At 64.5% G+C, this 18,895-nt stretch carries 17 protein-coding genes; 7 read left to right on the top strand and 10 right to left on the bottom strand.

The features are described from left to right. Window positions 1–26: 26 nt before the first annotated feature. The 3 genes from ACFPPA_RS12865 to ACFPPA_RS12855 all read right to left on the bottom strand — a co-directional run bounded on the left by ACFPPA_RS12865 (window position 27) and on the right by ACFPPA_RS12855 (window position 2,766). Entirely contained in the window at window positions 27–461 is a 435-nt protein-coding gene (locus tag ACFPPA_RS12865; protein WP_377320452.1) for a pilin, read from the bottom strand. 345 nt (window positions 462–806) lie between these two features. Further along, a complete protein-coding gene (locus tag ACFPPA_RS12860) occupies window positions 807–1,250 on the bottom strand; it encodes a pilin (protein ID WP_377320450.1) in 444 nt (147 codons plus the stop codon). A gap of 73 nt (window positions 1,251–1,323) precedes the next feature. Beyond that, window positions 1,324–2,766 (bottom strand): ArnT family glycosyltransferase, encoded by a 1,443-nt coding sequence (locus tag ACFPPA_RS12855; RefSeq protein ID WP_377320448.1) that lies wholly within the window; start codon window positions 2,764–2,766, stop codon window positions 1,324–1,326. 191 nt (window positions 2,767–2,957) lie between these two features. On the opposite strand from ACFPPA_RS12855, the gene ACFPPA_RS12850 reads away from it, so the two are divergent. Further along, entirely contained in the window at window positions 2,958–3,692 is a 735-nt protein-coding gene (locus ACFPPA_RS12850; RefSeq protein WP_377320446.1) for a class I SAM-dependent methyltransferase, read from the top strand. Window positions 3,693–4,190: 498 nt separating this feature from the next. Further along, complete coding sequence (locus ACFPPA_RS12845; RefSeq protein WP_377320444.1) at window positions 4,191–6,320, top strand: prolyl oligopeptidase family serine peptidase; 2,130 nt, start codon at window positions 4,191–4,193, stop codon at window positions 6,318–6,320. A gap of 162 nt (window positions 6,321–6,482) precedes the next feature. Here ACFPPA_RS12845 and ACFPPA_RS12840 read toward each other — a convergent pair whose 3' ends face one another. From ACFPPA_RS12840 to ACFPPA_RS12815, 6 genes are all read right to left on the bottom strand, one after another. Continuing rightward, window positions 6,483–6,758 carry a transposase gene (locus ACFPPA_RS12840; RefSeq protein ID WP_377320442.1) on the bottom strand — a complete coding sequence of 92 codons (276 nt, stop codon included), beginning with the start codon at window positions 6,756–6,758 and terminating at the stop codon, window positions 6,483–6,485. A gap of 438 nt (window positions 6,759–7,196) precedes the next feature. After that, on the bottom strand, window positions 7,197–8,216 hold the full coding sequence (gene corA, locus ACFPPA_RS12835) for a magnesium/cobalt transporter CorA (protein ID WP_377320440.1): 1,020 nt from the start codon (window positions 8,214–8,216) through the stop codon (window positions 7,197–7,199). Between the two features lie 111 nt (window positions 8,217–8,327). Continuing rightward, window positions 8,328–9,530 carry a lipoprotein N-acyltransferase Lnb domain-containing protein gene (locus tag ACFPPA_RS12830; protein ID WP_377320438.1) on the bottom strand — a complete coding sequence of 401 codons (1,203 nt, stop codon included), beginning with the start codon at window positions 9,528–9,530 and terminating at the stop codon, window positions 8,328–8,330. A gap of 56 nt (window positions 9,531–9,586) precedes the next feature. After that, a complete protein-coding gene (locus ACFPPA_RS12825; RefSeq protein ID WP_377320436.1) occupies window positions 9,587–10,429 on the bottom strand; it encodes an HlyC/CorC family transporter in 843 nt (280 codons plus the stop codon). A gap of 170 nt (window positions 10,430–10,599) precedes the next feature. Next, window positions 10,600–11,070, bottom strand: coding sequence for an rRNA maturation RNase YbeY (gene ybeY, locus ACFPPA_RS12820; protein ID WP_377320715.1), 471 nt, complete (start codon window positions 11,068–11,070; stop codon window positions 10,600–10,602). 83 nt (window positions 11,071–11,153) lie between these two features. Next, entirely contained in the window at window positions 11,154–12,134 is a 981-nt protein-coding gene (locus ACFPPA_RS12815; RefSeq protein ID WP_377320434.1) for a PhoH family protein, read from the bottom strand. A gap of 132 nt (window positions 12,135–12,266) precedes the next feature. Here ACFPPA_RS12815 and ACFPPA_RS12810 point away from each other — a divergent pair, with 132 nt between their 5' ends. Genes ACFPPA_RS12810 through ACFPPA_RS12795 form a run of 4 tightly spaced genes read left to right on the top strand, consistent with a single transcriptional unit; the run spans window position 12,267 to window position 15,998 of the window. Then, window positions 12,267–12,947, top strand: a complete 681-nt coding sequence (locus ACFPPA_RS12810) for a TetR/AcrR family transcriptional regulator (RefSeq protein ID WP_377320432.1) — start codon at window positions 12,267–12,269, stop codon at window positions 12,945–12,947. Next, window positions 12,944–13,918: an HlyD family secretion protein gene (locus ACFPPA_RS12805; protein WP_377320430.1), complete on the top strand. Its 975-nt coding sequence runs from the start codon at window positions 12,944–12,946 to the stop codon at window positions 13,916–13,918. Before ACFPPA_RS12810 ends, ACFPPA_RS12805 begins: the two co-directional genes overlap by 4 nt. 23 nt (window positions 13,919–13,941) lie before the next feature. Further along, window positions 13,942–14,892 (top strand): ABC transporter ATP-binding protein, encoded by a 951-nt coding sequence (locus tag ACFPPA_RS12800; protein ID WP_377320713.1) that lies wholly within the window; start codon window positions 13,942–13,944, stop codon window positions 14,890–14,892. Beyond that, the gene (locus ACFPPA_RS12795; protein ID WP_377320428.1) at window positions 14,889–15,998 is read left to right on the top strand and encodes an ABC transporter permease; all 1,110 of its coding nucleotides are present in this window, start codon (window positions 14,889–14,891) and stop codon (window positions 15,996–15,998) included. Before ACFPPA_RS12800 ends, ACFPPA_RS12795 begins: the two co-directional genes overlap by 4 nt. Before the next feature lie 84 nt (window positions 15,999–16,082). Here ACFPPA_RS12795 and miaB read toward each other — a convergent pair whose 3' ends face one another. Then, on the bottom strand, window positions 16,083–17,426 hold the full coding sequence (miaB, locus tag ACFPPA_RS12790) for a tRNA (N6-isopentenyl adenosine(37)-C2)-methylthiotransferase MiaB (RefSeq protein WP_377320426.1): 1,344 nt from the start codon (window positions 17,424–17,426) through the stop codon (window positions 16,083–16,085). Between the two features lie 443 nt (window positions 17,427–17,869). Between miaB and ACFPPA_RS12785 the strand changes: the two genes are divergently transcribed. Then, window positions 17,870–18,859 (top strand): lytic transglycosylase domain-containing protein, encoded by a 990-nt coding sequence (locus tag ACFPPA_RS12785; protein WP_377320424.1) that lies wholly within the window; start codon window positions 17,870–17,872, stop codon window positions 18,857–18,859. Window positions 18,860–18,895: the final 36 nt, after the last annotated feature.

Here is an 18,895-nt window from a genome sequence, read left to right as displayed (position 1 = left end):
AGATCTTTACTGCTGATGTCAGCAGATCACTTGCGGCAGGAGCTGGGCAGATATTTCTGGTCGACCGTGGACTTGGTGGCGCAGGTCCAGTTGATGCTGCCGCCGTTGTCCACCGCCGACAGCACAAACGCCTTGCTGGCAATCTTGCTGCTGGACTGGTTGCCGAAGTTGGCGGTGATGATGCCGGCCGTGATGGTCACATCTTTGACGTACTTGCCCGAAATGGATGCGGCGGCGGTAGGCAGGCCGGCCGAGGCGTTGTTCGGCGGGAAGTTGCCGTGGTTCGCGTAGTACTCGGCGACCGCGGTCTTGGCGCCGTCGCTGAGTGTGGCGCCTTCGGACACCTGCGAACGAACCAGGTAATCCTGATAGGCCGGGATGGCGATGGCGGCGAGGATCGCGATAATCGCAACCACGATCATCAGTTCGATCAGGGTAAAGCCCTTTTGCATGTTCTTCATGGTGGTTCCTCTGTTTTGGTTAGCTAACCGTGTGATGCCCCCTGAGCCCCAGTCCCTATCCCCCTAGGCGGGATCGGACCCCATACTCTCGGTCAGGAACGACCAGGAAGCTCGCGGCAAATGAAGCAGATTATGTGCCACAAGTGCCGCGGGTGTATTCCCGCACAACCGCAGGCATTGGGATTGTGCCCTCCGTCACGATAGGCTGCAAGCGCTGTGGCGACAGGTCCTCCGACGACTGAAATGTGAACCCGTTAGCAGGGTGGTACCTGTCGCGACCGGGCAGATAGTGACGATTTTTGTCAACTTGTGTGCCTGTGCCAACACAAGGAAAGTCCGCGGCGCTCAGTTGCGACAGGACGAGGGCAAGTACTGGCTTTCCAGCGTGCTGGGTGTGCAGGTCCAGACGATGCTGCCGGTCAGATTGATGGGAGACAGCACCAGATATTTGCTGCTGTTGTTGATGTGGCTGTTGGCCTTCGGTTCTTGGAACCATACTTGGATTTTGCCGTTTGTGACATCGACGCGGGAAGCGTAGCTACCAGTTATCGACGTGTTGGCGGCGAGGCCGGCGGACTGGTTGTTGGGTGGAAAGCGCCCGGTGTTCGAGACAAAGTCCAGGACCGCGTCCTTCGCACCGCCAGCCAGGGTCAGGCCTTCGGTAACTTGGGCGCGCACAACATAGTCCTGGTATGCCGGAATCGCGATGGCGGCAAGAATCGCGATTATCGCAACTACGATCATCAGTTCGATCAAGGCAAACCCCAAAGAAATGCACTGACGCAACATGGTCGACTCCCCTGTAAGTGAACCAAATGCCCGCACGTTTTGTACCAAGCGGCAGGTACGAGTGTGGGCTGCATCACCTTTCTGGCGTCGAGCTAGAGGAGGGCGGGTCGGCATGGTTGACTTGTGAGGGCTGCCGACTGGCCCGCGGGCTTAAGCGTCTGTTGTTCTGCCACCAGCGGGCAACCGCCCAAAGCGGCGTGATAGCCAGCAGTATCTCGAACGACCGAAACGGAATGGAATAGCGCGGTTCCGACTGCAGGCTCGTATAGACCGCCGTCACGAAGGCTGCCAGGGCCAAGACAGTTATGAAGCTGGCGCGGCTGTATGGCTTCTCCAGGCTGGCGAATGGTCGCCGAGCGGGCCATGCGAGGAATGCACTGGCAAAGCCAAGCAACATCAATGGCAGGTTGAGTGCGTGGCAAAGTGCTGCCAATGCGATCCACGCGGGCCGGGTCTGGAAGGGCGAGTTCGCAGTCGGGTAGACATAAATGTCGCCCTGTCCGATCTCGATGTTCCAACCCCACAAAAGATACGGCTTCTCGATCAGATACCACCTTGCGTAACGCAGAGGGTGTTGAGCAAAGCGTCCAGTCAGTGCCGCTGCGCCCAGGCGCGGATCACTGCGCAGCAGCTGATATTCCGCATCAACCTGGCGCAGCACGACCTGAGCCGGGATGCGTGCGGCGGGAGTGCCCACGGCAGACTGCCGCCACGCGAACTGAAAGTCGGGCCAGCTACCCTGCTCAAGATTCTGCAGCGCGCGAGCCAGTGACGAGCTTTCTGCCGCTGGCGGGGCGATTTGCGCATTTCGGATGGCCCAGGCGCCGGGGAGCAGTATGCAGCCGATAGCCAGCACGATGCAGACCCCCGGACGAGCCAGTCTTCGCCAAGCGAAAAAAATAGCCAGCAGGACGCCGAAAGGGAGCAGCATCGCATTGGTCAGCGAGGCCATCCCGAAGACGACACCAGCAAAGATCGCCCAAAGCCGGCTTTCGCGTCGGAATGCGCTCGCGCACAACAGGGCGGCGAGCACGCACAGGAAACCAAACAAGGTCTCGCTGAGCAGGTAGCTGGTGATGGTGATGCTGTGTGGCCATACAGCCATCAAAACGCCGGCGGCGAAGGCCCAGCGCGATGGCAACCAATACCTGCCCAATTGGGAGGCCAACATGACAGTCAGCGCGCCCAAAAACGCCTGGCATAGCAGCACGGCTGAATACCAAGCATCCCCGTCTCCCAGCCATTTCATCCAGATGGCGAGAAACAGCGGGTAGCCTGGGTCGCGGTAATTGTCCGGATGGATGACCGCAGCTCCCGGGGCGTCCTTGGCAAATACGGCATGCTGGGCGAGGTTCCACGCGTAGGCGACATACTGCGTTGCATCGCCGCGAACTGGTTGCAGCACCAGCGCCGTGCTGACGTAATACCAGCGCAACGCCAAGGCGAGCAGGCTGACGGCGAGCAACGCCAAGGGCCAGCGCCAGCGCTTGCCGGCGGTTGAATCGTTGAACTTCATGATGTGCCTGTAGCTTCGTCTGGAGATCTAGTATGCATGGGCGCGTATGGACGAAGGTATCGCTCCCAAGGGGGGGCGAGTTATGGGGAGCCAGCACATTTTCGACTCGCTACGGACGCGCTCGTGGCACACTCATGACTGCCTTGGGCCTGCTTTGGGGAGGGCAGCCTCTTGTTGATGATGGATAGAGCATGAATCCGGAAGCCTATTTGGAAATGGCGAGCACCGAATCCAGGCATTGGTGGTTCGCCGCACGCAGGGAAATCCTGAGCAGGATCATCGAAGGTCTTGCCTTGCCGCCATCGGCCAGGATTCTCGAGGCGGGTTCTGGCACTGGTGGAAATCTGATGATGCTGTCGGCGTATGGCTTGGTCAGCGCTATCGAGATGGACGAGGGTGCATGTGCAGTCTCCAGGCTAAAAACCGAGGGCCGCTTCGTCATCCGCCAAGGTTGTTTTCCTGACGATGTGCCTTACGAGGGCGAGACCTTCGACCTGATATTCATGGCCGACGTACTCGAGCATGTCGAACGGAATGTCGAGACCCTGGTGGCGCTGCGTCGTATGCTTGCGCCGGGTGGGCGCATGCTGATCACGGTGCCGGCCTACCAATGGCTGTGGAGCCCGCATGATGTCTTCCTCCAGCACACACGGCGCTATACATCGAAAAGTCTGAGGCAGGTGCTGATGCAGGCGGGTTTGAGGGTGGACAGACTGTCCTATTTCAACGCCTTGCTACTGCCGCTGGCGATCCTCGCACGGGTCAAGGACCGCATGATGTGGGGCGGGAAATCGTCCGGGACGACCACTCCACCCGCCTTGGTCAATCGAACACTGTTCTCCATTTTTCGCAGCGAGCGGCGTCTGCTAGGCAGGTTCAATCTGCCTGCGGGCGTTTCCGTGTTGGCCATCGCCCGCGCCGAATGATACCGGTGTTTCATATTCATCCGAAAGCCAGAAGCCACCTAGATGCGTGCGCCAATGCCGCCAAACACGGGTGCTGGCGATGATGATCGTCGGCGTCCAACTTGCCAAAGCGCAGGTCCAGACGTCCACCTCCCCCGTGAGTGGGATCATCAAACGGCGCGCACCGACTGCGATGAAATGGGGTGGCGGAAACTAGCGGCATTAGGGCAGTACACCGATACCCGCCGCAAGCCCGGAGCCGATGTCTGGATGGGTGGTGGCCGCGTTCCAGCGGTTCATGGATCGGTTTTTCTAGGGAACTCGTGGCCGGAATTACCGTTTGCCATGGCATTGGCACGAGCATCTTCATGCGCGTCATCGGTGGACGCCCGTTGTGCTTTCTCGCGGGTCGATGCCTTCCTTTCGGGCGATTGAGCGCGCTATTTGTCTGGCAGTTTGCTTGCGTTCCACCCTCTCCACACTTAACGTCATGCTTTCAGCCAACTGGAAATACTTGTCATGAAACCTCTGATTGCCGCGCTCCTGCTTGCGTTGATGGCTGCGCCTGCATTGGCGGGTGATGTCGTGAACACCAGCTTCGTCAAGGCGCAGGGTTCGCATCCCTTCAACGTGCGCGACCTGGTGATGATGGATCGGATCAGCGACCCGCAGCTGTCGCCGGACGGACGCTATGCCGCGTTCGGTGTGCGCAGCACGGATTACGCCGCCAACAAGGGGATTCATGCGATCCATGTGCTGGATCTGGCGGATGGCGGCAAGCCGGTGAAGGTGGTGGACAAGGGCAGCTCGGCGCGCTGGTCGGCGGATGGGCGCAGCCTGTACTTCATCGCGCCGGCCAAGGGCGTGGCGCAGCTGTGGCGGCTGGACCTGGGTGGCAAGGCCGGCTTGAACCTGGCGAAGCACGCGGCACCGGTGCAGGTCAGCCATTCGGTGCTGGACCTTGGCGGCTACAAGCTGTCACCGGACGGCAAACGCGTGCTGCTGTCGTATGAGGTGTTCACCGATTGCGCCACCCTCGCCTGCACGGAACAGCGGATCAAGGCGCGCGAGCAGGACAAGGCCAGCGGCACGCTGTATACCAAATTGTTCGTGCGGCACTGGGATACCTGGGCCAACGGTCGCCGCAATCAGCTCTTCGTGGCCAGCTTCGACGGCAAGGGCCGGCTGCCGGCCGAGCCAAACCTGCTCAGTCGCGGCATCGACGGCGACGTGCCGAGCAAGCCGTTCGGCGATGAGGGCGAGTTCTCGTTCGCGCCGGACGGCAGGACGGCTTATTTCGATGTGCGCATCGCCGGCACCACCGAGCCGTGGTCGACCAACTTCGACGTCTACAGCGTGCCAGTGGATGGTTCGGCTGCACCGAAGAACCTGACCGGCGAGAACAAGGCCTGGGATGCGGATCCGGTGGCGTCGCCGGACGGCAGGACGCTGTACTACCTGGCAATGAAGACGCCGGGCTTCGAGGCCGATCGCTTCGCGATCATGGCGCTGGACCTGGCGACCGGGGCGAAGCGTGAGGTCGATCCGACGTGGGATCAGTCGGCCGGCGGGCTCACGCTATCCGCTGATGGCAAGACGCTCTACACCACGACCGACGACAACGGCCAGCATCCGCTGTTCGCGATAGACGCGGCCAGCGGCAAGGTGACCCAGTTGGTCGGCGACGGCACAGTGGCTGGCTATTCGTTTGCTGCCGGCAAGCTGTTGCTGGCGCGCGACGACCTGAAACGGCCGGCCGATCTGTATCTGGCACAAGCCGATGGCCGCGACCTGAAACAGGTCACCCACTACAACGCGGCCGACCTGAAGAACGCCAGGGTTGGCGACTTCGAGTTCTTCGACTTCAAGGGTTGGCACGACCAGAGCGTACAGGGCTACGTGGTGAAGCCGGTCGGCTACCAGCCGGGCAAGACCTATCCGGTGGCCTTCATCATCCATGGTGGCCCACAGGGTGCGATGACCAACGGCTGGAGCTACCGCTGGAATCCGCAGACCTATGCCGGCCAGGGGTTTGCGGTGGTGACGATCAATTTCCACGGCTCCACCGGCTACGGACAGGCCTTCACCGATGCGATCTCCGGCGACTGGGGCGGCAAGCCGCTGGAGGATCTGAAGCTGGGCTGGAAGGCGGCGCTGGACAAGTACAGTTTCCTCGACGGCCACCGGGCCTGCGCGCTGGGCGCCAGCTACGGCGGCTACATGACGTACTGGATCGCCGGGGTGTGGAACCAGCCGTGGAAATGCCTGATCGACCATGATGGCGTGTTCGATACGCGTGCGATGTATTACGACACCGAGGAGCTGTGGTTCGAGGAGAAGGAGAATGGCGGCACTCCGTGGGAGCACCCCGCCAATTACGAGAAGTTCAACCCGGTCAACCACGTCAAGGACTGGCGCGTGCCGATGCTGGTGGTGCACAGCGGCGATGATTTCCGCATCCCGATCACCCAGGGTCTTGGCGCGTTCACCGTGTTGCAGCGCCGCGGCATCCCCAGCGAATTCCTGACTTTCCCGGACGAGAACCACTGGATCCTGAAGCCGCACAACAGCGTGCAGTGGCATGACACGGTGAATGCGTGGCTGAAGAAGTGGACGGCAACGGATAGGCCGCAAGCCGCCTCGAACTGAGGTGGGTTGATGCCCTCGAACGGCGGCCCGAGGGCCGCCGTTTTTTGTTGTGTGTGGGACTTTGCGCCAAGAGCATCGCGACTGAAGTCGCTCCTGCAACACCCTCAAATCCGGTGATTCTGTGGGAGCGACTTCAGTCGCGATGCCTTTTCCTTTCGACGCTCACCCATAAACGTTATCGCGGTCAACGAACCATGCGTCCCAATACGGATAGTCCATCGGGTCGCGCACTAGGCCGGCACGCACCGGATTGGCGATGATGTAGCGGGCTGCTTTTTCGACAGATTCGTCCCGACGCAGCGCGTGATCATGGAACCCTTTCTCCCAGAGTCTTCCTTCAAAGGGGCATTGTTGTTTGACGCGGCGAGCGGTGCCCCCCCTTGATGCGTTGCATGGTTGCCGGCAGGTTGGCGCCATCGCCCAGTTCGACCAGTCCATGCCAGTGATCAGGCATCAATACCCAGCATGGGCAGCGACTGGGAATCCAGAGCTCTGCATGGTTCATTGCGCGAGCTGTCGCTCGTGCCAGTTCGCAGTCAAGAAAACGAGCTTGCCGATTTCGGGTAACTGTAGTGATCAGGTACAACTGACAGGGGACGGATCGCCGACCGTTTCGCAGCTGTCGATAGCCGAGCGTGGGGATAGATGACATGTCTGTAATCTGCATGACCACGATCCGGGTGTCATGCAGCGAGGGCTCGCCGGGGTGTAGTCGGGGCAGGGCTCTTGAGGTAGGGCATCGCGACTGAAGTCGCTCCCACAGGGCTGTCGCCAATCGGTGGGAGCGGTTTCAGCCGCGATGTTCCCTGGTGGGTGTTCCGAACAGCCTTCGCGACTGAAGTCGCTCCTACAGGGTGTGCCCTTGCACGGATCTGCTCAGAACCACTTGGCCCGCTTCAGCCCGGCATAAATGCCACCTACGACCAGCACCATCACGGTGATCATGGCCGGATAGGCCCATGGTTTGCTGAGCTCGGGCATGTGCTGGAAATTCATGCCGTACCAGCTGGTGAGCAGGGTCGGGGCGGCGAGCATGGCGGCCCAGCCGGCAAGTTTCTTCATTACCTCGTTCTGGCCGAAACTGACCAGCGAGAGGTTGACGCTGATCGCGGCGGCGAGCATCTCGCGCATCGCGCCGATCGATTCGTTGACCCGGAACACGTGGTCGTAGACATCGCGGAAGTAGGCGCGCAATTCGTCGGTAATCAGGTGCGGGTGCAGCCGCACCAGCTGGCTGATGATGTCCTGCAGCGGCGCAACGGCGAGGCGCAGCGTCATCAGGTCGCGCTGCATGTTGTACAGCCGGCGTATCGTGCCGCGATTGAAGGTCTCCGCGAAGATGTCCTGCTCGAGCTGCTGCAGTTCCTCGCGGAAATCGCGCACGATCGGCAGCAGGTTGTCGACGATGAAATCGAGCACGCCATACAGGCCGTAGCTGGGCCCGTGGGCCAGCAACTCCGGTGTGTGTTCGCAGTTGCGTCGCGCCGGCGCATAGGACAGCGAGGCGCCGTGCCGGATCGTGACCAGATAGCGCGGTCCGAGAAAGATGTGGGTTTCGCCGAACTCCAGCTGGCCCTCGATCAGCTGGGCGGTCTGTACCACCAGGAACAGCGAGTCGCCGTAGGTTTCCAGCTTGGTACGCTGGTGCGCGTTGTGGGCGTCCTCGATCGCCAGGTCGTGCAGGCCGAATTCTTCCTGCAACTTTTCCAGCAGGGGTTCGTCCGGCTCATGCAGGCCGACCCAGACGAAGGTATCCGGCTCCGCCAGCACGTCGCTGATCGCGTCGAGACTGATCTCGCCGATCCGGTTGCCATCGCGGTGATAGGCGATGCAGTTGACCACCATCGGCTGGTCGGCAGTCGACGATACGGCAGGTGGCGGCGTGATCAGATTCATGTGCGCATGATGCCCCGCGCCGGAAGGCGGGGCAATTGCGTCTTGTCATGGAATCGGCCGGGTCGGCCGGTCGTCGTGCCACCATCCGGAAATCCTCCGGCGTGTTTGCTGCTATCGGCGGCGCATGCCCGAGGCCAGGGTCAGCCAGCAGGGCAGGGCGAACAGCAGCCACGGCTGGTTCTGCTGCACGGTGCCGGGCAGCAGGTGCAACAGCACGGCGATCATGACCGCGAGCAGCTGCACGGCGATCACGCCATCCGTGAAGCGCGAGGCGGCCAGGCCGCGACGGGATCGCCACAGTGCCGGCAGCAGCAGGAACGCGAGCGGACTGAACAGCAGCAGGTTGGCGTTGGCCCAGGCGGCATGGTGGCTGGTCAGCGTCCACAGGACCAGCAGCACGAGTCCGACGAAGCCGGCCGAGAGCAGATAGACGGTGGCGAGCAGGACGTATCCGATGGGCCACCAGCGTCGCGTCGCCACGATCGATCCGCCGACCAGGAGGCCGGCCAGGGTCAGTGGCAGGCGCAGGTCGGGCGCAGAGGGGGGCGGGACCTCCAGCCGATTCGGCGAGACGAGCCGCTCGTTCTGCACCAGCGGCTGCCGTCCGCCGTGACCATTCGACACGCTTGCTTCGCGCAACCGGGTCTGCAACACCTCGGGCAGAAAGCTCTCCTGCCAGGCATTCAGCGGCCGGTCGGCATACGGTCCCAACCCCAGATCCAGCACCAGCATCAGCCAGGGCTGCGCACTCATCAGGCGCACGGTCTGCTGGCGGTAGGTCATGCCGCCGGGGCGGGCGTCGAGCTGGGTTTTCAGGATGCCGCCGAGCGCCTTGTCCAGCGCGTCGCGAACCCGGGTGGTGCAATTGTCGACGTAATAGTCGTAGTGGTAGCCGGCGTTTTCCGGGCGCAGATTCCACAGCAGGAAATCGCGCAACGCGGCGGCCTGCCCGGCGGTGAACGCGAGCCGTTGGCGGGTGACCGAGCGGCCGCTTTCGACGTAGAACCTTTCGTCGTAGGCGCTGGGGTCGGCGTCCATCAGGTAGTGCATGCGGCCGCGAGCGAAGTTGAGGAAGAAGTTCGCCTCGTTGAAATCGAACACGCCGTAGTTGAAGTTGATCGCCTCGCCCGAGACGCTGTCGCGCAGCTCGATCGCATCGTGGCCGAAGCGCTCCCAGTACGTTTCACCGGGGCCGTAGGTGATCAGCGATACCTCGAGGTTGGCGCCGGGCGCATTGGCGACACTGGCATGGGCTGGCTGCACAAGGAGCAGCCATGCCAGCAGAGCAAGAAACGTGAATCCGACGTAACGCATGAATACCGCCTGGTCGAGGTGCCGGTTGGTCCGGTGGGGGAGTCGCTCCCACCACATCAGCGTTGACGCACCATGCGGAACTGCTGCACGCGACGATCGTCGGCTTCGGTGACGTGGAACAGGTAGTCGCCGATGGCGACTTCTTCGCCGACCTCGGGCAGGTGACCGAATTCGGACGTGACCATGCCACCGACCGTGTCGTATTCCTCGTCGGAGAATTCGGCGCCGGTCAGTTCGTTGAAATCCTCGATCGGAGTCAGCGCGCTGACCAGCCACTCGCCGCCGGGCTGTTCGTGCATCAGCTCGGGTTCTTCCTCGTCGTCGTGTTCGTCGTCGATCTCGCCGACGATCTGCTCGAGTACGTCCTCGATGGTGATCAGGCCGGCCACGCCGCCGTATTCGTTGACCACCAGCGCCATGTGATTGCGGCTGAGGCGGAATTCTTCCAGCAGCACGTTCAGGCGCATCGATTCGGGAATCAGCACGGCCGGCCGCAGGATCGTGCGGATGTCGAAATGCTCGGCTTCACCGAAGAATTTCAGCAGGTCCTTGGCCAGCAGGATGCCCAGGATCTCGTCCTTGTCCTCGCCATGCACGGGGAAGCGCGAGTGACCCGATTCCACCACCACGGCAAGCAGGTCGGGCAGCGGCGATTCGACCGCCAGCATCACGATCTGGGCTCGCGGCACCATCACGTCGTCCACGCTCAGTTCGGTGACCTTGATCGCGCCCTCGACCATGGTGAGCGTGTCGGCGGACAACAGCCCGTTGGACTGGGCGGAGCGCAACTCCTCGAGCAGTTCGCTGCGGTTGCGTGGCTCGCCGGAGAACATGTGGCCCAGCCGATCCCACCATGTTCGGTGTGCCGGGCCGCTGGTACTGCCAGGGTCGTCGTTCATTACTCTTTGCGATTCAGCCCAAGCGGGCGGAACATCGATTCTAGCGGAAAAATTCTGACGCTTCAGAGCGTCAGCGCGCAGATACGCCGACCGTGTCCGCCGGTGGGGTAGCCGGGGAGCCCGCCTGAACGTCCACCCGCAGTCGAACGAGACGCATGGGGTCGCGCCGGTCAGGCATACGGATCGGCGATGCCGAGGCCGGCCAGGATGCGGGTTTCCAGCGCTTCCATCGCTTCGGCCTCGGCTTCGTCCTGGTGATCGTAGCCAAGCAGGTGCAACACGCCGTGGATGGTCAGATGGGCCCAGTGCGCGCGCGGCGACTTGCCCTGTTCGGCGGCCTCGCGCTGCACGACGGGGGCGCAGATTGCCAGGTCGCCGATCAGCGGCAAGGCGGCGCCGGACGGCAGTTCGGCAGGGAACGACAGTACGTTGGTCGCGTAGTCCTTGCCGCGATAATCGCGGTTGAGTGCGCGGCCCTCGTCGGCGTCGACGATCCGGATCGACAGTTCCGCCGGCTTGCGTCGCCGGGCACCCCGCAGGGCCGCGTCCACCCAGCGCCGGAAGCTGATGGACGAGGGCAGGCCGGCGCGTGGCACGACGTATCCGACATGCACCACATGGTTCGACTGCGGCGATGCCAGTGGGAGCGACTTCAGTCGCGATGCCTCTGCTCGGGAAGCTGTCGCGGCTGAAGCCGCTCCCACAGGGGCGCGAGATCGCCGGTTCATTGCCCCTCCTCGGCCTTCTGTTCGAACGCCTCGTAGGCGCGCACGATCTTCGCCACCAGCGGATGGCGCACCACGTCGCGCGAGGTGAAGAAAGTGAAGCTGATGCCGCTGACGCCGCGCAGTACCTCGACCGCCTGGCGCAGTCCCGAGCGGGTGTTGCGCGGCAGGTCGACCTGGGTGACGTCGCCGGTGATCACCGCCACCGTGCCGAAACCGATGCGGGTCAGGAACATCTTCATCTGTTCGACGGTGGTGTTCTGCGCTTCGTCGAGGATCACGTACGAATCGTTGAGGGTGCGCCCGCGCATGTAGGCCAGCGGGGCGATCTCGATCACGTTGCGCTCGATCAGCTTGGCGACTTTCTCGAAGCCGAGCATCTCGTACAGTGCGTCGTACAGCGGGCGCAGGTAGGGATCGACCTTCTGCGACAGGTCGCCGGGCAGGAAGCCGAGCTTTTCGCCGGCCTCCACGGCCGGGCGCACCAGCAGCAGGCGCTGCACGCGGTTGGCCTCCAGCGCCTCGACCGCGCTGGCCACGGCCAGATAGGTCTTGCCGGTGCCGGCCGGACCCACGCCGAAGTTGATGTCATGGCTGGCGATCGCGTGCAGGTAGCGCGCCTGGTTCGCGCCGCGACCCTTGATCAGGCCGCGCTTGACCTTGATCACGACTTCCTGGGTGCCTTCGACCGCCGCCTCGGTGATCGCGTCGATGCCGGATTCGGCCAGCACCAGGTTGATCTTCGCACCGCTCAGCGACTCGTCCCCGGCGCTGGCATACAGCGTGCGCAGCACCTTCTCGGCGGCCCGCGTGACGGCGTCTTCTCCGATCACCTGGAACAGGTTGCCGCGGTGGTTGATCTCCACGCCGAGGCGCAGTTCGACCTGGCGCAGGTGTTCGTCGAACGGCCCGCACAGGTTGGCGAGGCGGGCATTGTCTTCCGGGTCGAGCGCGAAGTCGCGCTGGTTCAGTTCGCTCATAAGCCGACTAGGTTAACGCGCGCCCGGTAGCGGAGCCACTGCTGTCGTCGGTGCTGCCCCGTGTGCCTTGGCGTGGGCATCGGGTCACCCGTGGCCATTGCATTAAATTAATCATTGAATTAATTTAAGCGCATGACCGGACCCGAGCCATCCCGCAAGTCCTCACGAAGCCGCGGGGCAGGTCGCCCCAGCGGCGACGAGCGCGACCTGCGCGAGCGTCTGCTCGACGTGGCGGCCGCGCTGTTCGCGCGCACGGGCATCGAAGCCACCTCGTTGCGCGCGATCGCCACCGAGGCCCGGGTGACCCCGGCGATGCTGCACTACTACTTCGGCGACAAGGCTCGCTTCACCCAGGCGCTGATCGAGGAGCGCCTGCTGCCGGCGGTGGCGCCCCTGCGCGCGCACCTGGAACGGGCCGGCGACGATCCGCGGGCACTGGTCGAGGCGTTTGCGCGCGGGGTCGGCGAGATCGTCGCGCGCAACCCGTGGCTGCCGCCGCTGTGGGTGCGCGAGGTGTTGTGCGAGGGCGGTTCGCTGCGCGAGCTGATGTTCAGCCGGATCGTGCCGAACCTGCCGCAGATGCTGGCGCAGCGTTTCGCATCGGCCCAGGCCAGGGGGCTGCTCAATGCGGCGCTCGACCCGCGGCTGCTGGTCGTTTCACTGGTCGGCCTGACCCTGTTCCCTGCCGCTGGCGCGCCGATCTGGCGGCACGCCTTCGGTGCGGAAGAGCTTGATGCGGATGCACTGCTCAACCATACGCTGGCGCTGCTGGATCATGGCGTGGGCGCGGCTGAATCGGGAGACTCTTCATGATCATCGCGGGAAACTTCGGCCGTGTCCTCGCTCTCGTCGTGCTGGCCACGGCGGCGCTGTCGGGTTGCAGCAAGGCGCCACCGCAGGCGCTGGGCACCCTGGAATACGACCGCATCACCCTGCCGGCGGTGGTGGCGGAACGGATCGTTGCAATCGACGTGCACGAGGGCGAGCGCGTCACCGCCGGGCAGACCCTGCTGCAACTGGACGAGGCGCAGACCCGGGCTGGGTTGGCCGCGGCCCTGGCCCAGGCGCAACAGCAGCAGGACGTCCTGACCGAACGGGTGAACGGTCCCCGCAGCGAGGATATCGCCCAAGCCCGGGCGAGCCTGGCGGCTGCCCTGGCGCAGGCGCGGGAGACGCGTGCGTACTACCAGCGATTGCAGGCGCTGAAGACCCGCAACTACGTGGCCGCGGATGATCTCGACCGTGCCCGCGCCGCCGCGGGTAGTGCCGACGGCCAGGTGGCGGCAACGAGGGCGGCGCTCGACCTGCTGCTGCACGGAACCCGTCCGGAGCAGGTCGCCCAGGCACGCGCCGCGCTGGCGGCGGCGCGGGCGCAGGCCGAGGCCGACCGTGTGCTGCTGGGGAAATTGCATGTGGTGGCACCGCGCGCGGGGGTGGTCGACAGCCTGCCGTACCGGCTCGGCGATCAGGCACCGGTCGGCGCGCCGCTGGCCATCCTGCTGGTCGGCGACGCGCCGTACGCACGCATCTACGTGCCGGTGCAGCAACGGGCGAACGTGCACGTGGGCGACAAATTGCAGGTGTTCGTGGGCGACCGCAAGCAACCCTACGCGGGCAAGGTGCGGATGCTGCGCAGCGAGCCGGACTTCACCCCTTATTACGCGCTGATCGGCGATGACGCGGCCCGCCTGAGCTACCTGGCCGAGGTGTCGCTTGGCCCGGACGCGGCCACCCTGCCTGCCGGCCTGCCGGTCAGGGTCGAGTTCGCCGGGAGCGGCAAATGAAGGGGGAGGGCGCCGCCGTTGCGATCCGGGCGCACGGGCTGACCCGCCGCTTCGGTGACCTGGTGGCGGTCGATCATGTCGACCTGGAAGTGCCGTCGCGGCAGGTCTACGGCTTTCTCGGGCCGAACGGTTCGGGCAAGTCCACCACGATCCGCATGCTCTGTGGCCTGCTGACTCCGAGCGCAGGCGAGATCGAGGTGCTGGGTTTGCGCATTCCCGCGGAAGCCGAGGCGCTGCGTTCCCACATTGGCTACATGACCCAGAAATTCTCGCTGTTCGAGGATCTCACCGTGCGCGAAAACCTGGAGTTCCTGGCCGCGATCCAGGGCGTGCCGCGCCAGCGCACGCGGGCCCGCATCGACGAACTGGTCGAGCAATATCATTTCGGCGATCTGCAGAAACAGCTCGCCGGCACGATGAGCGGCGGACAGAAACAGCGCCTCGCGCTGGCCTGCGCGGTGATCCACGAGCCCGAGTTGCTGTTCCTGGACGAGCCGACCAGTGCGGTCGATCCCGAATCGCGCCGCGACTTCTGGGAGAAGCTGTTCGAGCTGGCCGACGCCGGCACCACGTTGCTGGTCTCCACCCACCTGATGGACGAGGCCGAGCGTTGCCACCGGCTGGCGATTCTCGATCACGGGGTGCTGGTCGCCGACGGCACGCCGCACGAACTGACCGCCCGGCTGAGCCGGCGCACGTTCATGGTCGAGGCGGCCGATCCGCGGCGCGCGCAAAAACGGATCGTCGATCTGCCGGGGGTGCTCAGCGTCGCCCAGGTCGGCAACAGCCTGCGCGTGCTGATGGACGAGCCCGCAGCCGACGGCGAGGGCGCGGAACATACCTGCCGGGTCATCGACGATGCCTTGTCCGGGGCCGGTCAGCAGGCAACCACCGTGGCGGTGCAGGCGAACCTCGAGGACGTGTTCGTCGCGTTCACCCGCCACGATGCAGATCAGCGGCAGCAGGCGGCATGAACTGGCGCCGGCTCTGGGCGATCGTGATCAAGGAGCTGCGGCAGCTGAGCCGCGACCGCATCACGCTGGCGATGGTCGTCGGCATCCCGGTGATCCAGCTGGTGCTGTTCGGCTACGCGATCAACCTGAATTTGCGCGGGCTCGATGCCGGCATCGTGGATCAGGCCAACAGCGCCGGTTCGCGGGCGCTGGTGATGGACATGCTGGCCACCGACGTGGTCTCACCGGTGGCCCACGCCGATACTCCGCAGCAGCTGATGGCGATGATCCGTCGCGGCCAGATCAGCATCGGCATCGTGGTGCCGGCGGATTTCGAGCGTCGCCGCATCGACGGCCGCCAGGTGGCCCAGATCCTGGTCGATGGCAGCGACAGCACGGTGCAGGTGGCGGCGGCCCAGCTTGCGCAGACCCCGCTGGACAGCGCTGCGCCGGATACGCGCGCGCCGGCCACCAGCACGCCGATGCAGCCGCGGATCAGCGTGGTCGGCTTCTACAATCCGCAGCGCCGCTCGGCGATCAACATCGTGCCCGGTCTGATCGGCGTGATCCTGACCATGACCATGGTGTTGTTCACCGCCATCGCGATCGTGCGCGAGCGCGAGCGCGGCAACATGGAGCTGCTGATCGCCACCCCGCTGACCAGCGCCGAGCTGATGGTCGGCAAGGTGCTGCCGTATGTGGTGATCGGGCTGGTACAGACCACGGTCATCCTGGCGCTGGGCATCTGGCTGTTCCAGGTGCCGATTCGTGGCAGCGTGCTGGACGTCTACCTGGCCACCGGCCTGCTGATCCTGGCCAATCTCTCGCTGGGCCTGTTGATCTCGAGCCGGGCCCAGTCGCAGTTCCAGGCGATGCAGATCACCTTCTTCGTGTTCCTGCCGTCGATCCTGCTGTCGGGTTTCATGTTCCCGTTCGCCGGCATGCCGAAGCTGGCGCAATGGCTTGCCGAAGTGCTGCCGCTGACCCATTTCCTGCGACTGATCCGCGGCGTGATGCTGCGCGGCGCGAGCCTGTGGGAGTTGTGGCCCGACGGGCTGGCGCTGCTCGCATTCATCGTGGTGATGATGACCGCCGCGATCCTGCGCTTCCGCAAGCGGCTGGATTGATATTGCTGTGGGAGCGACTTCAGTCGCGATGCCTGACTTGTCGGAGAGCTATCGCGGCTGAAGTCGCTCCCACAGGGGTTTGCGTCAGGCAGCTTCTTCAGCCGCCAGCTTCACCCGTCCGCGCAACGAGTTGCTCATCGCCTCGGTGATCAGCACGTCGACGAAATGGCCGATCAGGCGCGGGTGGCCGGCAAAGTTGACGAAGCGCATGTTCTCGGTGCGCCCGGTCAGCTCGCTGGCGTCGCGGGTGCTGGGCTTTTCCACCAGCACGCGCTGCACGCTGCCGATCATCGACTGGCTGATCTTCTTCGCGTTGGCGTTGATCGCCGCCTGCAGCCGCATCAGGCGATCGTGCTTTTCCGTCGCCGGGGTGTCGTCGGCGAGGTTCGCGGCCGGCGTGCCGGGACGCGAGGAGAAGATGAAGGAGAAACTCTGGTCGAAGCCGATGTCCTCGATCAGTTTCATGGTCTTGCCGAAGTCCTCCTCGGTCTCGCCAGGGAAACCGACGATGAAGTCCGACGACACGCAGATGTCCGGGCGCACCGCGCGGAGCTTGCGGATCTTCTGCTTGAATTCCAGCGCGGTGTAGCCGCGCTTCATCGCGCTGAGGATGCGGTCGGAGCCGGCCTGCACCGGCAGGTGCAGGTAGTTCGCCAGCTGTGGCACGTTGGCGTAGGCCTCGATCAGCGAGTCGGAGAACTCCAGTGGATGCGAGGTGGTGAAGCGGATCCGGCCGATGCCGTCGATCTGGGCGATCGCATGGATCAGCACCGCGAGGTCGGCGATGCCGCCGTCGTGGGTGGGGCCGCGGTAGGCGTTGACGTTCTGGCCCAGAAGATTGACCTCGCGCACGCCCTGGGCGGCCAGCTTGGCCACTTCCACCAGCACGTCGTCGAACGGACGGCTGAGTTCCTCGCCACGGGTGTACGGCACCACGCAGTAGCTGCAGTACTTCGAGCAGCCTTCCATGATCGAGACGAACGCGGTCGGGCCTTCGGCGCGCGGCTCGGGCAGGCAGTCGAATTTCTCGATCTCGGGGAAGCTGATGTCCACCTGCGGCTTGCCGCTGGCGCGCTGCCTGTCGATCAGCTCCGGCAGGCGGTGCAGGGTCTGCGGACCGAACACCAGGTCGACGTAGGGCGCGCGCTTGACGATCGCCTCGCCTTCCTGCGAGGCCACGCAGCCACCCACGCCGATCAGCACCGGCTTGCCGTCCTTCTTGTGCTGCTTCCAGCGACCGAGCTGGCTGAACACCTTCTCCTGCGCCTTCTCGCGAATCGAGCAGGTGTTGATCAGGATCACGTCCGCCTCGGATTCATCCAGGGTCAGTTCCATGCCGTGCGACGCCTTCAGCACGTCGGCCATCTTGGCCGAGTCGTACTCGTTCATCTGGCAGCCGTGGGTCTTGATGAAGAGTTTGCCGCTCATGGCGTGGGTACCGTGGTTCGTGAAGCAGGAGGTGCGATCCGCTGAACCGTGCAGTTTACCCGGGCGACGGCCGACTCGCCAGTTGATCGGCAAGGCAGATCAAGCACTTGCGGCGGGCGGGCGGCGGTGGAGCGGGCCTTCCCGATCGGCTTCCGGGCCGGAAGCGAGGCGGAGGGCGGTGCTGTTCCCGCTTCGCGTCGGGCGAGAGGAAACGCTGCGTGGTGCACGAAACGACCGCCGCACACTTGGCGTGGGCGGCGCATGGCGGCACACTGCGTCCCATGTTCGACGTCGCAAGCCAAGGGGGAAGCGTCGATCGGCCTGCCGGGGGCTTCCCATTACGTTCGATCCTGTCCTGGGTCGTGCTGGGTTGTGCCTTTCTGTGGTGGCCGGCTGCGCGAGCGGGTGTCCTGTATCGGTGCACCGGCGCCAGCGGGGAGGCGGTGTTCAGCAGCAGCAAGGCGGGCTACCACGGCTGCAAGGCGATCAGTACCTATGCCGCGCCGACGCGGCACCAGCGGACGCCGCCAGCGGCGCGGGCCTCGCTGACCGGTGTCACGGGTTCGGTCGCGACCACGGCGCGCGATCTGACGTCGCGCGGCAACGAATCGACCTCGCTGACCCGTGTGCGCGGCACCGTCGAGACCAGCGCGCAGCGAGTGGGTGAGATGCCGGAACCACAAGCGTCGCTGGCAGCGGTGCGCGGCGCGGCCGAGACCACCGCCAGACTTCCGCTGGCGGCTGCGGCCGCCGGAACGCCAGGTCAATGGCTCTATCGCGAATCGCACGATGCGCCGGCACCGGCGGCGCCGCTAGCCAGTGCGTCGGCCGACCGGGTCCTGCGGGGCGCGGTCTACCGCATCGTGCGTGCGGATGGCAGCGTGGAGTACACCAATTTGCGTCCCGCCCGCCAGCGGGGGCGGGCGGTCACCATGTTGTTCACTTACATCGCGACCTGTGCTGCCTGCGATGTCCATTCGACGATCCGCTGGGGCCGCGTTTCGCTCAATCTCAACGCGTACGCCGACACCATCCGCGCCGCCAGCCTCGAATATGGCGTCGACGAGGCCTTCCTGCGCGCGATCATCCATGCCGAGAGCGCGTTCAATCCGCGCGCGCTGTCACTCAAGGGCGCGCAGGGACTGATGCAGCTGATGCCGGCCACGGCCAGCGACATGGGCGTGCTGGACGCGTTCGACTCCGCCCAGAACATTCGCGGCGGAGCGCGTTACCTGAGTCTGTTGCTGCACGATTTCAACGGCAACGAACGACTGGCCGCGGCCGCCTACAACGCCGGTCCCGGTGCGGTGCAGCGTTACAAGGGGGTGCCGCCCTATGCCGAAACCCAGGTGTATGTGGAACGGGTGGACACCCTGCGCAAGCGCTATGGCGCGGTGATCCATCCACCGCTGGCCTCGCGCGGACCCGGTTGAATCCCGTCGCGCCGTTGCCGGGGTCAGCACCCGGGC

Source organism: Rhodanobacter ginsengisoli, assembly GCF_042657065.1.
Taxonomy (GTDB): Bacteria; Pseudomonadota; Gammaproteobacteria; order Xanthomonadales; family Rhodanobacteraceae; genus Rhodanobacter; species Rhodanobacter ginsengisoli.
This window is presented reverse-complemented; position numbering and strand designations above follow the sequence as displayed.

What these genes read in the sequence shown, in the direction of transcription:
- ACFPPA_RS12865 (WP_377320452.1), bottom strand. Translation starts at nt 461, where the DNA reads ATGAAGAACATGCAAAAGGGCTTTACCCTGATCGAACTGATGATCGTG.
- ACFPPA_RS12860 (WP_377320450.1), bottom strand. Translation starts at nt 1,250, where the DNA reads ATGTTGCGTCAGTGCATTTCTTTGGGGTTTGCCTTGATCGAACTGATG.
- ACFPPA_RS12855 (WP_377320448.1), bottom strand. Translation starts at nt 2,766, where the DNA reads ATGAAGTTCAACGATTCAACCGCCGGCAAGCGCTGGCGCTGGCCCTTG.
- ACFPPA_RS12850 (WP_377320446.1), top strand. Translation starts at nt 2,958, where the DNA reads ATGAATCCGGAAGCCTATTTGGAAATGGCGAGCACCGAATCCAGGCAT.
- ACFPPA_RS12845 (WP_377320444.1), top strand. Translation starts at nt 4,191, where the DNA reads ATGAAACCTCTGATTGCCGCGCTCCTGCTTGCGTTGATGGCTGCGCCT.
- ACFPPA_RS12840 (WP_377320442.1), bottom strand. Translation starts at nt 6,758, where the DNA reads ATGGACTGGTCGAACTGGGCGATGGCGCCAACCTGCCGGCAACCATGC.
- corA (WP_377320440.1), bottom strand. Translation starts at nt 8,216, where the DNA reads ATGAATCTGATCACGCCGCCACCTGCCGTATCGTCGACTGCCGACCAG.
- ACFPPA_RS12830 (WP_377320438.1), bottom strand. Translation starts at nt 9,530, where the DNA reads ATGCGTTACGTCGGATTCACGTTTCTTGCTCTGCTGGCATGGCTGCTC.
- ACFPPA_RS12825 (WP_377320436.1), bottom strand. Translation starts at nt 10,429, where the DNA reads ATGAACGACGACCCTGGCAGTACCAGCGGCCCGGCACACCGAACATGG.
- ACFPPA_RS12815 (WP_377320434.1), bottom strand. Translation starts at nt 12,134, where the DNA reads ATGAGCGAACTGAACCAGCGCGACTTCGCGCTCGACCCGGAAGACAAT.
- ACFPPA_RS12810 (WP_377320432.1), top strand. Translation starts at nt 12,267, where the DNA reads ATGACCGGACCCGAGCCATCCCGCAAGTCCTCACGAAGCCGCGGGGCA.
- ACFPPA_RS12805 (WP_377320430.1), top strand. Translation starts at nt 12,944, where the DNA reads ATGATCATCGCGGGAAACTTCGGCCGTGTCCTCGCTCTCGTCGTGCTG.
- ACFPPA_RS12795 (WP_377320428.1), top strand. Translation starts at nt 14,889, where the DNA reads ATGAACTGGCGCCGGCTCTGGGCGATCGTGATCAAGGAGCTGCGGCAG.
- miaB (WP_377320426.1), bottom strand. Translation starts at nt 17,426, where the DNA reads ATGAGCGGCAAACTCTTCATCAAGACCCACGGCTGCCAGATGAACGAG.